Source organism: Myroides odoratimimus (assembly GCF_004337635.1).
Taxonomy (GTDB): Bacteria; Bacteroidota; Bacteroidia; order Flavobacteriales; family Flavobacteriaceae; genus Flavobacterium; species Flavobacterium odoratimimum.
Map to the genome: position 1 here is coordinate 2,525,640 of NZ_CP037427.1, position 15,407 is coordinate 2,541,046.

Here is a 15,407-nt window from a genome sequence, read left to right on the forward strand (position 1 = left end):
AAAATTCGCTAAAAGGTGCACAATACTGTTTTTTTTCATTGATTAATAACTTACTTTTGTCGTTACAAACAACAAAACATGTATTTTCTTTCGATTTCGCAAAGAAAGAAATTTTAAAGACGTAATGATGACATTAAAAAAGAAGTTAAAAACAATTTGTTTAGAACGGTTAAATGACAAGGTGGAAGCGTTGCAAGGAATTGTAGAAGATTTGACAATCGACGCGCAGAACGACGCCAAAAGTTCTGCAGGAGACAAACACGAGACAGGCTTGTCAATGATGCATTTAGAACAAGAAAACTTGAGTAAGAAGATTTTAGAAAATATAGCTATGCGAGATATAGTTGCTAAAATAGATGATGAAAAAGTGAGTTCTGTAGTAGAATTTGGAAGTTTAGTACAAGTAAATTCAGTGTATTTATTTTTCTCAGCAGCTTTGCCAAAAATTGTTTTAGACGACCGTTCTGTATTAGCCGTTTCTATGGATGCTCCAATCGCCAAGGAGTTATTAGGAAGAAAAGTACATGAGAGATTTACATTTAACAATTGTGAATTTACAATTCATGAATTAATGTAAAAGTCCTTTATAAAAACAAAAAAACGCAGGTGTGAAAACATCTGCGTTTTTTTGTTTTTATTTGTGAGATATATGTATTTTAGGCTTGTTTAGAGTTGATAAAGTCTTTGATAATTGTTATATTTGTACGTTAGATATTTTAGATTATTATTATTATTATTATGAGCCAAGAAACAAATAAGAATAATTATTCAGCGGATAGCATTCAAGCTCTTGAGGGAATGGAACACGTAAGGATGCGTCCTTCGATGTATATTGGTGATGTAGGAGTAAGAGGATTACACCATTTAGTATATGAAGTGGTTGATAACTCAATTGATGAGGCTTTAGCTGGTTATTGTGATACAATAAGCGTTACTATAAACGAGGATAACTCTATTACTGTAGAAGATAATGGACGTGGTATCCCAGTGGACATCCACAAAAAAGAAGGAGTGTCTGCATTAGAAGTAGTAATGACAAAGATTGGTGCTGGAGGGAAGTTTGACAAGGATTCTTATAAGGTATCTGGAGGTCTTCACGGAGTAGGGGTATCGTGTGTGAACGCACTATCTGATTTGTTAAGAGCAACTGTTTATCGTGAAGGTAAAATTTACGAACAAGAATATTCGCGTGGTAAAGCTTTATTTCCAGTAAAAGTTATTGGTGAAACAGATAAACGAGGAACATCGGTTACATTTAAACCTGACCATACTATCTTTACACAGACTCTAGAGTTTTCTTATGATACTTTAGCTGGGCGTTTAAGAGAGTTATCTTTCTTGAATAAAGGATTAAAGATAACACTTACTGATAAAAGAGTAATTGAAGAAAATGGTGAGCCTAAACATGAAGTATTTTTTTCTAAAGAAGGATTAAAAGAGTTTATTAAATTCTTAGATGGTAGTCGTGTGCCGATTATTGAAGATGTAATCTCTATGGAACTTGACAAAGGAGAAATCCCTGTTGAAGTTGCATTAGTTTATAATGATACTTATGCAGAGAATATTTATTCTTATGTGAATAATATTAATACGCATGAGGGAGGAACACACCTACAAGGATTCCGTATGGGGCTTACTAGAACATTGAAGAAATATGCAGATGCTTCAGGAATGTTAGATAAGCTTAAGTTCGAAATTACAGGTGATGACTTTAGAGAGGGGTTGACTGCAATTGTCTCTGTGAAGGTAATGGAGCCTCAATTCGAAGGACAAACAAAGACAAAACTAGGAAATAGAGAGGTTGTATCCCCTGTGAGTCAGGCTGTAGCAGAAATGCTAGAGAACTACTTAGAGGAACATCCAAATGATGCTAAGATTATTGTTCAAAAGGTTATTTTAGCTGCTCAGGCTAGACATGCTGCTAAGAAAGCACGTGAGATGGTTCAACGTAAGACTGTTATGGTCGGTGGTGGACTACCTGGAAAGTTGTCTGATTGTTCTGAACAAGATGCTTCTAAATGTGAAGTATTCCTAGTGGAGGGAGACTCTGCGGGAGGAACTGCAAAACAAGGACGTGATCGTAACTTCCAAGCAATTCTACCATTAAGAGGTAAGATTCTTAACGTAGAAAAAGCAATGGGGCACAAAGTATTCGAAAACGAAGAGATTAAGAATATCTTTACTGCTTTAGGTGTTACGATGGGAACAGAAGAGGATAGTAAAGCATTAAACCTTGAGAAATTACGTTATCATAAAGTAGTAATCATGTGTGATGCCGATGTGGACGGTAGCCACATCGCAACGTTGATTTTAACTTTCTTCTTCCGTTATATGAGAGGGTTAATAGAGAATGGATATGTTTATATTGCTACACCTCCATTATATATGGTTAAAAAAGGGCAACGTAAAGAATATGCATGGACAGATGAAGAACGTCTTGAGTTAATGGAGAAAATGGGAAGTGGATCAAGTGTTCAGCGTTATAAAGGTCTTGGAGAGATGAATGCTGAGCAATTATGGGATACTACAATGAATCCAGAACATAGAATTCTTAGACAAGTAACAATAGATAGTTTACAAGAAGCAGATAGAGTATTCTCTATGTTGATGGGAGACGAAGTTCCACCACGTAGAGATTTTATTGAGAAAAATGCTACTTATGCTAAAATTGATGCTTAGTATTTAAATATGTAAAATTATAAAGGTCAAGCATATTATATGCCTTGACCTTTTTTTAATAAAAAGATATAAAGTTATGAAAGTTACAATTATTGGAGCAGGAAATGTTGGGGCTACATGTGCTGACGTTATTGCTAATAGAAGAATCGCTAGTGAAGTAGTTTTAGTGGATATTGCAGAAGGATATGCAGAAGGTAAAGCAATGGATATCATGCAATGTGCAGCTAACTCTAAATTTGATACTATTGTTAAGGGAAGTACTAATGACTATAGTTTAACAGCTAATAGTGAGGTAGTAGTAGTTACTTCAGGAATTCCAAGAAAACCAGGGATGACTCGTGAGGAATTAATAGGTACTAATGCATCTGTAGTAAAATCGGTGATGGAAAGTGCTTTAAAATACTCTCCTAATGCTGTTTTTGTGATAGTGACTAACCCTCTTGATACAATGACTCTAGCAGCTTTAAAAATATCAGGATTAGATCGTAAGAAAGTAATAGGTATGGGAGGGGCTTTAGACTCTTCACGTTTTAAATATTTCTTATCTCAAAAACTAAACAAACCTGTTGGAGATATTGAAGGAATGGTTATTGGAGGACATGGGGATACTACAATGATTCCATTAATCAGATTAGCTACTTATAAAGGTATTCCTGTAAGTGAGATGTTGACAGCAGCAGAACAAGAAGAGGTGTGTAAATCAACAATGGTTGGTGGAGCTACTCTAACGAAGTTATTAGGAACTTCTGCATGGTATGCACCTGGAGCAGCTGTAGCTAACGTTGTGGATAGTATCTTAAATGATTTTAAGAAGTTAATCCCTTGTTCTGTATATTTACAAGGTGAATACGGGCAAGAAGGATTGTGTATAGGAGTTCCTTGTGTTATAGGAAAAGGAGGAATAGAAGAGATAGTAGAATTAAAATTAAATGAGCAAGAATCTCAGAAATTTGTAGATAGTGCAAATGCTGTTAGGGATACAAATAAGGAATTAACAATTGAATAGTAAAAGATTGTTTAATTGTTAAAATATATGTAATAGAAAAAAGCTCTTTTTGCTGATATTCTTAGTCAAAGAATTGCTTAATCATTGTCTATATCATATATTTGCTCGTTTTAAAAAAAGTAAATAATTAATTTTTAGTAATAATGCAAAACAAAGGACTCGTTAAATTTTTTGCAATTATCTTTGCATTGGTAAGTATTTACCAACTGTCATTTACCTTTGTTACCAACCATTATGAGGATAAAGCGAAAGCTTTTGCTGGTGGAGATTCGACAAAAGAATTACAATACCTTGATTCAATTGGTAACCAAACGGTATTTTTAGGACAAACATTCAATGAAGTGAGAGCTAAGCAAATCAATAAAGGATTAGACTTAGAAGGAGGTATTAATGTTACGTTGCAAATATCAATCAAAGACATTTTAAAAGGTTTAGCTAATAATTCAAAGAACGCTACGTTTAATAAAGCGTTAGCAGAAGCTGAATCACAAAGACAAGGTAATCAAAGTTACTTAGATGCTTTTTACACTGCTTTTGATAAAGAATCAAAAGGGAATGTAAAATTAGCAGCTGCAGATATTTTTGCAAACAGAAACTTAAGTGAGATTACTGTTGGAATGTCTGATAGCCAAGTAAAGTCTATCTTAGATAAAAAAGTAAAAGAATCTATAGAGAGTGCTTACCGTGTATTCAGAGAGCGTATCGACAAGTTCGGTGTTTCTCAGCCAAATATTCAAATGTTAGGGGATACAGGGCGTATCTTAGTTGAGCTTCCTGGAGCAAAAGACGTAGATCGTATTAAAAATTTATTACAAAGTACTGCTCAGTTAGAGTTTTGGGAAACTTATAAAGTAGATGAAATAGGAAACTATATCATGGCTGCTAATGAGTACTTAAAAACAACTGAAAAGCAAGCTAATCAAAAAGAGACTGCTACTGATAATACAACAACTAACTCAGATGTTGAAGCATTATTAGGTACTGTAGCAAAAGACTCTATGGGGAATGCAGCTAATAAAGAATTCAACCCTTTATTAGACTTATTCGCAATGGGTGGACAACAAGGAAGCCCAATCTTAGGTTATTTCCAAACGAAAGATACAGTTAAAGTAAATGCTTATTTAAACAGAGCTGACGTACGTAACTTATTACCAGCAGATCAAAAGTATGCTCGTTTTGCATGGGGTAAACCAAGTAAAAAAGCTCCTGATTTAGTTGAGTTATATGCTTTAAAAACAAATAGAGAAGGTATTCCTCCTTTAAGTGGAAGCGTTATTACTGGTGCTCAAGATGAGTATGATCAATTTAGCCGTCCTGTAGTAGGGATGACAATGAGTCCTAAGGGAGCTAAAGTATGGGAAGAGTTAACAGGAAAAGCTTATACAGAGCATTCTAATATTGCTATTGTATTAGATAATATCGTTTATTCAGCTCCAGGTGTTACTAGTGGACCTATCTCTGGTGGTAGATCATCTATCTCAGGTGACTTTACTGTTGCTGATGCGAAAGACTTAGCGAATATCTTACGTGCTGGTAAATTACCAGCAGGTGCAGATATCGTTCAATCTGAAATCGTAGGACCATCTTTAGGACAACAAGCTATCGATGCTGGTATGTTATCTGCTGTGGCTGGTTTAATTATTGTTGCTGCTTGGATGGCATTCTACTACGGTAGAGCTGGATGGTATGCAAATATTGCTTTATTAGCGAACTTATTATTCTTATTTGGTATCCTTGCTAGTTTAGGTGCTGTATTGACATTACCAGGTATTGCAGGTATCGTATTAACGATGGGTACTGCAGTGGATGCGAATATTATTATTTCTGAACGAGCAAAAGAATGTTTGCGTAAGGGAATGAGTCTTGCAGATACGATTAAAGAATCTTATAGCTGGCATGGTGCTATGCGTCCGATTGTTGATGCAAACGTTACACATATCTTAACAGGGGTTATCTTATTCGCTTTTGGATCAGGACCTATTAAAGGATTTGCTACGACATTGTTAATCGGTATTGCTACTTCATTATTTACTTCAATCTTTATCGCTCGTATCTTTATGGATAGAGACGTTAAAGCTGGTAGAACTTTAGCATTCAGTACAAGTATTACTAAAAATTGGTTTACAAACTTCAACTTTGATTTCTTAAAAATGAAGAAAGCTACTTATGGTTTATCATTAATCATTGTAGTGGTTTCTTTTGCTTCATTTGCAATCAACGGATTTGACCAAGGAACTGACTTTGTAGGAGGTAGAACTTTCCAAGTTAAGTTTGATAAAGAAGTTACAGCTAACGAAGTAAGTGATAAGCTAGGAGAAGTATTTGGTGTAAATGTTGAAGCGAAAGTATTCGGAAATAAACAACAGTTAAAACTTACTACTAAATATAAAGTAGAAGAAGAAGGTGCTGCAGTAGACCAAGAAGTAAACGAGAAGTTATACGAAGGGTTAAAAGGGTACTATTCATCTCCTATGACTTATGAAGAGTTCGTTAATGCTACAGAAGGAAAAACATTAGGAGTTATCCAAGCTTCTAAAGTTGGACCAAGTATGGCAAAAGACGTTAAACAGAATGCATATTGGGCTGTATTAGGGTCTATGGCTGCTATCTTTATTTACTTAGTTATTTCTTTTAGAAAATGGCAGTATTCATTAGGAGCTATTGTTTCTGTTGCGCACGACGTTATCTTTGTATTAGGTATTTACTCATTAACATATAAGTTTATGCCTTGGCATATGGAGATTGACCAGCACTTCATCGCTGCGATCTTAACTGTTATTGGTTATTCTATGAATGATACTGTAATTGTATTTGACCGTGTACGTGAGTACATCGCTGGTAAAACAAAAGGTGATTTCAATAAGATCGTTAATGATTCAGTAAATACTACATTATCTAGAACTATTAATACTTCGCTTACTTTAATCCTAGTATTATTAATCATGTTCGTATTCGGAGGTGATTCAATCAGAGGATTTATCTTTGCGATGTTAATCGGTATTATTGTAGGTACTTATTCTTCATTATTCTTAGCTACTCCAGTATTAGTGGATACTATGCCAAGAAAAGATAAAGAAGAAATCGAAAGAAGACATAGAGAAGCTCAAGAGGAAATGTTAGTTGAGAAAAACTAATTCTATCTTAGAACTTGTATTTATAAAAAAAGCCACTCCGCAAGGAGTGGCTTTTTTATTTTAGGACTAGTCAATGACTAGTGTTACTTAGGCTAGTAATCTAATAGTTTTATTGTTGACTATGATATAATCGACATAATGCTATTAAAAGATGAGTATCAACTATTTTGTCTAGATTATTCATCAGGTCATTTATTTTTATCCAATGTAGTGTATCAGTAGGCTGATCTAGATGGATAATATACGGATATACTTGTTCGGGCGTAATTCCTATACTAGGAAAGTACTTTTCTCCTAATTTAGAGTATCCAATTACATTGCTATTTCCAAATTTCAGGGTATTTAGATATTGTTCTAGGTCATAGTAGTTTCTTACCTCTTTAGATAGACGAAATGCTGGTACCGTTATAATCGTACTATTGTTAGTGAATATTTGGGGTACAGGAAGACTTCTAGTTTCTAAACCTATATAAAAGGCTCCATTGTTTTTAAATACAGGGAGAGTTATTACCGTATTAGTACTATAATGAGTAGGGGATACATATTCTAGTATCGCAGAGTCTTTATCAATACCTGTTGCTTCAAAAGAAGCTCTGTGTGTCTTTAAGAAACCAGCTTGACTGTCATTATGGATGTATTCTTTTGTATTTAACTGTAATAGTTTTTCTAAATCAGTTGCATGAATCTTCTCTACATTTTGTATAGCTGTTTTTTGTCCTAACCATTTAGGTAATGGTATAGCTAACTTTAAAAATAGATTATAGATATTCACTTCTAATCTAGCTTCTACTAATGCACCTGTTTGGGCAGTATTAAGGAGTTGTACAGCATCGTATTCATGTAAATAACCAGAATCTTTAAAGCCTGAATACCCTTCGTTTAATGGAGTATTTAATGAAATAGGTGAGTGTAGTTCTATGAATATAGAAGTTACCTTTTCATTGATACCACCAGGAGAGGTGTAGTAATTTAGGGAAGTACGAATCGTTTCATATTCCTCAGGTTTAATATTAAATCTGTTCTCTATTTCTGTTTTTATATTGTCTGTTTCAGCTATTGCAAGTCCTTCAGGTATATATCCACTGTATTGTTTACCATCTAAGATAGGACTATCTGCTTTGACATTTGCTAATGGACGAGGGTAACCATGTTTAGCGATTACCTTTAAGCCACTATCACTATTTCTATAAGGGATAATGTCAATTACTTTATTTGGTCGTTTTACAATATCATATAACCTATTTGTGTTTATATTTTTAAAGGTAGATAAGGTTAAGAATGGAGTGTCCTTTTTAGGTAAATGTCTAGTTAATTGTAATTGTTTTCCACCAGGGACTTTTTCTCCAACAATTAAGTAATTCGTAGGAGGAAAGCCTATTTCTTCTCCAGCTAAATTATAGATTGTAAAGTGGTCTTTATAGCGGTTATTAATGATCCATTGATTGTAGATAGGAGTAGATATAATGATTCGCAATCCCAGTTCCTTAAAGATTGTTTCAAATTCTTTTTGTGTATAATATCCATACTCTTCTTGCAATTCAATGTCCCAATTCGCATAATAATCTTTGCGACGAATAAACTCTACTACATCAGTATAAAATGCATGAAATCGCCTTGTATTAGGTTTTAGAGGCTCTAATTCTTCAATGGGAAAACCTTTTTCTTTAGCTAATGATCTGGCCGTTTGAGAAAATTGAATGAACAATTCTGCATCACTAGGATTACCTTCTTTAGTTAGAGTAGATAGTTCTAGTATAACTTCTTGTTGTTCTACTTTGACAAAATCGCGGATGACAAGCACTCCTTTATCTTTCAATAACTCTACTTGTCTGCGAAGTGTATTATATGCTCTGTTATTGTCATAGTCGTTATATGAAGTAATATGGTGAATGGCAGAACAATTAAAGAATCCACTAATTGTATTCTTTTCAAAAGTCAATAGTTTTTCGCCATCATCTTCTTGGAATGAGAGATTCGGAAGGTTATACGTTTCTTCAGCGATTTGAACCATTTTAGGATTGATATCAATACCTATTATTTGAAGGTTAGGAAATAGTTGAGCTAATATAGCTGTACTCGTCCCTGAGGCCATTCCTACATCTACTAATACATTTCCCTCTTTGGCCTCAAAGAACACACTTGCAGAAGCCACCTTCTCGATAGCTATCGTGTCCATTGCTTCTAAATATTGCTGGTAGTCTTTTTTATTTCCTCTATCCTGAGTCGTATAGTTCTTGTCCATTGAATGCCTTGTTTACATTCAGAAAAGTAGTGATTTTATCTGTGAAATTGTTCGTTAAAAAGAAAAGAATATCCAATAATATTGATGTTACTAACTAAAACATTTTTATCCTTAGTTAAAAATAGGGGACGTTAGAATCAGCCAAAACAATATAGAATTATTTCGAAGTGTGATGTTAAACCCACATTATGTATTAGCCAAATACTACAAAGCAATTCTACTTCATAGTTCTTTCATTAGCTCTAAAACTATACTATAGTATGTTTTTATCACTAATTCAGAGCTATTTTGTATAATTACTTTTCGTTTATATGTTTATTGCATAATCTGGGTTTAATTGATTATCTTAGAATGAACTAATTACAATATTATGAAACGATTTGAATATAAAACAATTGAAGTAGTGACTAGTGGATTCTTTGCAAAAATGGAAATGAAGGAGACCGATGATACACTAAATGATCTAGGAAGTCAAGGATGGGAGCTAGTGTCTACAGCTCCTTGTATTATGGGGAGTACAACACAAAGGATCTATTATACACTCAAGAGAGAAATATAAAAAAAGAGAGCTAATCTAGATTGATTAGCTCTCTGTATATTTATGATTCGTATACTCTATTCTTGGCAGTAACCCATAAGTAAATCCCTACGATGATAAATGGAATACTTAACCATTGTCCTGTTGATAAAATATTGCCTAGTTGATCTTCAAAACCTCCTTGACTTTCTTTCATATATTCTACTATAAATCTTACCATCCACAGTAGTACTAAGAACACTCCAAAGATATAACCTAACTTTTTGCGTGCATCTGTCTTCCAATACATATAGTAAACAATAATGAACACAAGTATATATCCAAATGCCTCATAAAGTTGAGTAGGGTGTTTAGCTACTACTAGGTTTAAAGCTTCTGCAAACTGTGGATTATGAGCTATCGCGTCATAAGCTTGGTTATAATCAGGAATTCCTGTAATCTCCATTGCTTCTCTAGGAGAGAATTTATCTCTTAAAAATCGAATACCTAAAGCATTTGTAGTTTCGTGTCCTATAATTTCTGAGTTAAAGAAGTTCCCTAAACGAACAAAAACTCCCCCTATTGCTACAGGGATGATTACTCTATCTAGTATCCAAAGTACAGGTTTTTGAATAATCTTTTTACTGTAAAAATACATAACAGTGATAATAGCAATAGCTGCACCATGACTTGCTAATCCACTAAAACCAACGATTTCAAACTTAGGTGTGAAACGCACTGGTGATATAATCTCAAATAAGTGATCTTTATAATAATCCCAATCGTAAAAGAATACATGCCCTAGACGAGCTCCTATTAAAGTTGCTAATACAGTATAGATAAATAATTTGTCTAGTTTCTCAACACTTAGTCCTTCGCGATCATATATCTTTTTCATTAAGAACCACCCTAAACCAAATGCGATTACAAACATAAGACTGTAATATCTCAGTTTAATAAATCCTAAATCCAACCCTTCTGATGGGTTCCAAATCATATGTAATGAATGTATCATAGTTTTTTATACTGTTAGATGATAAATGTATGAAATAATCTTTATTCTCAAAAGAGTAATTGTGGTTTACACCCAAGAGTACTTCATTGTTTTTTGTTTTCTATTTCAGTTACTAGCTCCCTGTTTTGTGTTCCTCAGTTCCTAGTTTACTTAAATAATAATTAAGGCACTGGATCATATCCTTTACCTCCCCATGGTCCACAACTAGCGATTCGCTTTATAGCTAACCAACCACCTTTAAAAAGTCCATGTTTTTTTAGTGCTTCTAAGGTGTATTGTGAGCAAGTAGGACTGTATCGACAAGCAGGAGGGAAGAATGGTGAAATAGCCAGCTGATAAAAACGGACTAATATTACAAATGGGAATATTAATATTTTCTTTAGCATAGTAACAGAAATATGAAAGTGTACAAATGTACGATGAGTTTAATTATAGTGCTAAAAGTAAGAAATTCTAGGTTAGAAATGAGTAGAAGGAATTAGTTTTAGTAAGACTATTTTATAATCACAAAAAATAAACTTAACTATTGTAGGTGAGGTATGTATAAAAAAAGAGGCTATTCATAGAATAACCTCTTTTGTGTATTTATAGAGAGAAAGAAGTACCTTCTTTACCATCTTTTAGTTGAATACCGATTTTAGCTAGTTCATCTCGAATGTGGTCTGACATTGCGAAATCTTTGTTTGCTCTAGCCTCGTTGCGCATTCCGATAAGCATATTGACTACACCTTCTAGTTTTTCGTTATTAGCACTTGCTGTTTCAGTGTTTTCTAAACCTAATACATCAAATACAAATGCGCTCATACTATTAATTAAAGTATCTAAATCTGTAGCCGAAATAGTCTCTTTATTATCCTTAATTAGGTTAATGAATTTAACTGCTTCAAATAAGTTTGCAATTAAAATCGGACTGTTAAAGTCGTCATTCATTGCATCATAGCACGATTGTCTCCATTTTGTGATATCAACAGAAGAGTTGCTAGAAGTTTTCAAATCTTTTAGAGATTTGATAGCTTCCATTAATCTTTGATATCCTCTTTCAGACGCTAAGATAGCATCATCAGAGAAGTCTAAGATACTTCTATAGTGCGCTTGTAAGATAAAGAACCTTGCTACAGCAGGAGCAAACCCTTTGCTAAGGATATTGTTCTCGCCAGAGAATAATTCATCAGGAAGAATGTTATTCCCTGTAGATTTAGCCATTTTCTTACCGTTTAGAGTAAGCATATTAGCATGCATCCAGTAGTTTACAGGTGAGTTACCTGTAGAAGCTTCATTCTGTGCAATCTCACATTCGTGGTGAGGGAATTTTAAATCCATTCCACCTCCGTGTATATCGAAGTGTTTACCTAAGTATTTTGTACTCATAGCAGTACACTCTAGATGCCATCCAGGGAATCCATCTCCCCATGGTGAAGGCCATCTCATGATATGCTGAGGCTCTGCATTTTTCCAAAGTGCAAAGTCTAGTGGATTGCGTTTGTCAGATTGTCCATCTAAATCTCTTGTATTAGATAACATATCTTCTATCTTACGACCACTTAATATTCCATAGTTATGAGACTGATTGTATTTCTCTACATCGAAGTACACAGATCCATTCACCTCATAAGCAAAACCATTGTTGATGATCGCTTGTATGATTTCTATTTGCTCGATGATATGCCCAGTAGCCGTTGGTTCAATGCTAGGAGGTAGGTTATTGAACTGTTTTAGAATATTGTGAAAGTTCAAAGTATATTTCTGAACAATCTCCATTGGTTCTATCTGCTCAATACGCGCTCTTTTAGCGATTTTATCTTCTCCTTCATCTACATCGTCTACCATATGTCCTACGTCAGTAATATTACGAACGTAACGCACAGCATACCCTAAGTGTTTTAAATAACGATATACCAAGTCAAAAGATATAAAAGTACGACAGTTCCCAAGGTGTACATAGTTGTAGACTGTTGGTCCACATACATACATACCCACTTTACCCTCATGGATAGGTTTGAAAACTTCTTTCTCTCCAGTGATGGAGTTGTACATTTTTAATTGCTGTTCTTGATATAAAGGCATAATATAATTTGTAATGTTTAGAACTTAGTCTCTAATTGGATATAGTTTAAGAACTCCTTACGAACGTTCTCATCTTGGAATTTTCCTCCGAACTCAGCAGTTACAGTACTACTTTCGATATCGCGGATTCCTCTTGAGTTTACACATAAGTGTTTTGCATCGATGATACATGCCACATCTTCTGTGTTTAATACACGTTTTAATTCATTTACAATCTGAATAGTTAAACGCTCTTGTACCTGAGGTCTCTTTGCATAAAAATCAACGATACGGTTCATCTTAGAAAGACCTACTACAGTACCATTAGATATATACGCTACGTGAGCACGCCCAACGATAGGTAGTAAGTGATGTTCACAAGTAGAATAAACTACAATGTTCTTTTCTACCAACATCTCGTTGTATTTATATTTATTGTCAAATGTAGAAGCACTTGGCTTTTTAGCAGGATTTAATCCTCCAAACATCTCTTTTACAAACATTTTAGCTACACGGTTAGGTGTACCCTTAAGACTGTCATCTGTCAAGTCTAATCCTAAAGTGTTAAGAATGTTTTCTACATCTTTTTTTATCAATTCTATTTTTTCGTCATCTGTGCGGTCAAATGCATCACTTCTAAGTGGAGTTGCATCACTAGATGCGATGTGGTTGTCTCCCATTTCGTCGTGAAACTTTTCGTCTGTATTCATTCTATTTCTTTTTAATACATATTGTTATAACTCGCTACAAATATAAATAATAATTATAGATAAACTCTGACACTTATTTATAAATAATCTACCTCTAAGTGCTGGAATTAGTTAAAGTTTGTCACTTCTGATTTTTAAGGAGTAGGTGAGGAGAGAGAATGTAAAACCTCTAGTAATAAAGAGTTCTAAATTAGAACAAGAAATCGAATCAATACAAAATCTAATTTATAGCAATTCAATATGATGTAACTTTAAAGATCATCAGTAAACCACTCTTCTTCTAAATCATCATCTTCATCATGTATTGTATTTCTATCCCTCCCAGCTTGTTTAGTTTATCCTCCCAGTTCATAAGTGACTTTATATATGTAAGTATGGTATAATTAGCGTCTGTTGATTTAGAAGATATTCGCTATTTAGACAATGTGTAAGTGCTTTTAACCCACATTACGCATTAGCCAAATACTACAAAGCAATTCTACTTCATAGTTCTTTCATTAGCTCTAAAACCATACTATAGTATGCTTTTATCACTAATTCAAACCTATTTTGTATAATTACTTTTCGTTTATATGTCTATTGCATAATCTGGGTTAAAATTATTATGATATATTCTGCTAGATTTAAAGAATAACGTGCTGTGAATTAACCTCTGGTATTTCACTCTCTCTGTTCCTTTTCAGCCTTTAGTGCTTCTAAGACAGACCGCGCTCCATACATCGTCGCTTCATCTGTATTATCTTTAGTAGAATACTCTCTTGACTTTATTTCTTTTATGATTTTCTTTCTGACTTGACGGATGAGCCCAGGTGGTAGTTCTTTTTTAGTTGTGGACTCTTCTTCCATAAGAGAGATAGAAGGTGAGGATTCACTTACACTATCCGTTATAGGTACAAGTGTTCCCTCGTTTCCAGTCTCCATGTTATCTGTTTCTCTGTTTTCAGTTTCCTCATTTTCCGTTCCCTTGTTACTTGTTCCACGGTTCCCAGTTCCCTTGTTACCTGTTCCTCGGTTCCCTGTTCCCTCATATCCAGCCCCCTCAATATCCATTTCTAATGTTCCATGAAAGCAACTTGTACTATGTACACTACCATCTTCTGCTTTCCACATACTCCACAGATAGACTCTTCCTTCTTGCCATTCTTTCGGTAGAGCGAAGTGAGCATATCTATCTTTGCGTTGCCCGATATTAGGGATGGTCATGAATTTATCTAATTCTTCGTGATACGCCATAATCGTTAGTACGTCTGTATCTAGCGTTAAGGGATTGATCAGATGATTATCCCATTGTACTTTTAGCTTACCAGTTTTGAGTCTACTTATTTTCTTAATCACAGCAGGAGCTAGGGTTCCGATAGAGAGGAGCACTTTGTCTATTTGTACATATTGCTCTCCTTCATGCATTGTGATGCCTTGTTTCATCAGTCTAGAGATCATTTGTTCTTTTCCTGTCATCCATTTCTCTCCATTGTAGACCGCAGGGCAATGCGCATTGACAAAATCCTTGAATTTACTCGCAAAGGTAGATACGAGACTCATCTTATCCCATTGTTTCAATTGAGCCTCTGTCGCTTTTTTACTTGATTTTAGCGGCTTAGCACGTAGTATATTTCTCCCTCTCCACAATACCCCCACTACGGTTCCTACCTTTCCTACTACAGCACCTAATATTCCTTCTTTGATTTCTGCCATGATTATCTCATTTTTTGGTTATTACAAGATATAAAATACTGATATATGATTATTTAACTGTTCAAACAATCGATAAAAGAAGTCATCATAGTGTACATCACACTTCCTAAAAATGAGATCCAAAAGTGAAGAATATCAAAGCGAATGATTTCGCCTTCCATAGAGGGTATTTTGAATATCTTATGATCACCTATCGTTTTCATAAAAGAAGAATAGAAGAAGTATAAAAGGACTATTATTGGACAAAAGTTGCTTCAACCCCGTTATCATCCTAGTATTGTCCTATAATTGTCCAAGGAAAGACTTCTATGGTGTAGTTTTACTGACTTTGTCGAATGGTTGGTATAATTAGGTTTTTTAATAAATGAT

At 34.3% G+C, this 15,407-nt stretch carries 12 protein-coding genes; 5 read left to right on the forward strand and 7 right to left on the reverse strand.

The annotated features are described in order from the left end of the window. The first annotated feature begins 124 nt into the window (after window positions 1-124). The 4 genes from E0Z07_RS11445 (at window position 125) to secDF (ending at window position 6,819) form a co-directional block, all read left to right on the forward strand. Complete coding sequence (locus tag E0Z07_RS11445) at window positions 125-577, forward strand: hypothetical protein (RefSeq protein WP_006259280.1); 453 nt, start codon at window positions 125-127, stop codon at window positions 575-577. Between the two features lie 161 nt (window positions 578-738). Continuing rightward, window positions 739-2,679 carry a DNA topoisomerase (ATP-hydrolyzing) subunit B gene (gyrB, locus tag E0Z07_RS11450; protein WP_006259279.1) on the forward strand — a complete coding sequence of 647 codons (1,941 nt, stop codon included), beginning with the start codon at window positions 739-741 and terminating at the stop codon, window positions 2,677-2,679. 76 nt (window positions 2,680-2,755) lie between these two features. Then, window positions 2,756-3,685 (forward strand): malate dehydrogenase, encoded by a 930-nt coding sequence (locus tag E0Z07_RS11455; protein WP_006259278.1) that lies wholly within the window; start codon window positions 2,756-2,758, stop codon window positions 3,683-3,685. A gap of 143 nt (window positions 3,686-3,828) precedes the next feature. After that, on the forward strand, window positions 3,829-6,819 hold the full coding sequence (gene secDF, locus E0Z07_RS11460) for a protein translocase subunit SecDF (RefSeq protein ID WP_131540767.1): 2,991 nt from the start codon (window positions 3,829-3,831) through the stop codon (window positions 6,817-6,819). A 109-nt stretch (window positions 6,820-6,928) separates the two neighbouring features. Here secDF and E0Z07_RS11465 read toward each other — a convergent pair whose 3' ends face one another. Next, the gene (locus E0Z07_RS11465; RefSeq protein WP_058699508.1) at window positions 6,929-9,061 is read right to left on the reverse strand and encodes a class I SAM-dependent methyltransferase; all 2,133 of its coding nucleotides are present in this window, start codon (window positions 9,059-9,061) and stop codon (window positions 6,929-6,931) included. 370 nt (window positions 9,062-9,431) lie between these two features. Here E0Z07_RS11465 and E0Z07_RS11475 point away from each other — a divergent pair, with 370 nt between their 5' ends. Further along, the gene (locus E0Z07_RS11475) at window positions 9,432-9,620 is read left to right on the forward strand and encodes a DUF4177 domain-containing protein (RefSeq protein ID WP_016649600.1); all 189 of its coding nucleotides are present in this window, start codon (window positions 9,432-9,434) and stop codon (window positions 9,618-9,620) included. 40 nt (window positions 9,621-9,660) lie between these two features. Here the strand turns inward: E0Z07_RS11475 and lgt are convergent, their stop codons facing one another. The 6 genes from lgt to E0Z07_RS18025 form a co-directional block, all read right to left on the reverse strand. Further along, a complete protein-coding gene (lgt, locus tag E0Z07_RS11480; protein WP_006259274.1) occupies window positions 9,661-10,593 on the reverse strand; it encodes a prolipoprotein diacylglyceryl transferase in 933 nt (310 codons plus the stop codon). 161 nt (window positions 10,594-10,754) lie between these two features. After that, window positions 10,755-10,979 (reverse strand): membrane protein insertion efficiency factor YidD, encoded by a 225-nt coding sequence (gene yidD, locus E0Z07_RS11485; protein ID WP_006259273.1) that lies wholly within the window; start codon window positions 10,977-10,979, stop codon window positions 10,755-10,757. A gap of 199 nt (window positions 10,980-11,178) precedes the next feature. Next, window positions 11,179-12,657, reverse strand: a complete 1,479-nt coding sequence (cysS, locus tag E0Z07_RS11490) for a cysteine--tRNA ligase (protein ID WP_006263282.1) — start codon at window positions 12,655-12,657, stop codon at window positions 11,179-11,181. A 17-nt stretch (window positions 12,658-12,674) separates the two neighbouring features. Next, window positions 12,675-13,346: a GTP cyclohydrolase I FolE gene (gene folE / locus E0Z07_RS11495; protein WP_006259271.1), complete on the reverse strand. Its 672-nt coding sequence runs from the start codon at window positions 13,344-13,346 to the stop codon at window positions 12,675-12,677. 660 nt (window positions 13,347-14,006) lie between these two features. After that, window positions 14,007-15,038 carry a DUF6266 family protein gene (locus E0Z07_RS11500; protein WP_131540768.1) on the reverse strand — a complete coding sequence of 344 codons (1,032 nt, stop codon included), beginning with the start codon at window positions 15,036-15,038 and terminating at the stop codon, window positions 14,007-14,009. A 53-nt stretch (window positions 15,039-15,091) separates the two neighbouring features. Next, window positions 15,092-15,241 carry a hypothetical protein gene (locus tag E0Z07_RS18025; protein ID WP_165868434.1) on the reverse strand — a complete coding sequence of 50 codons (150 nt, stop codon included), beginning with the start codon at window positions 15,239-15,241 and terminating at the stop codon, window positions 15,092-15,094. Between the last annotated feature and the right edge of the window lie 166 nt (window positions 15,242-15,407).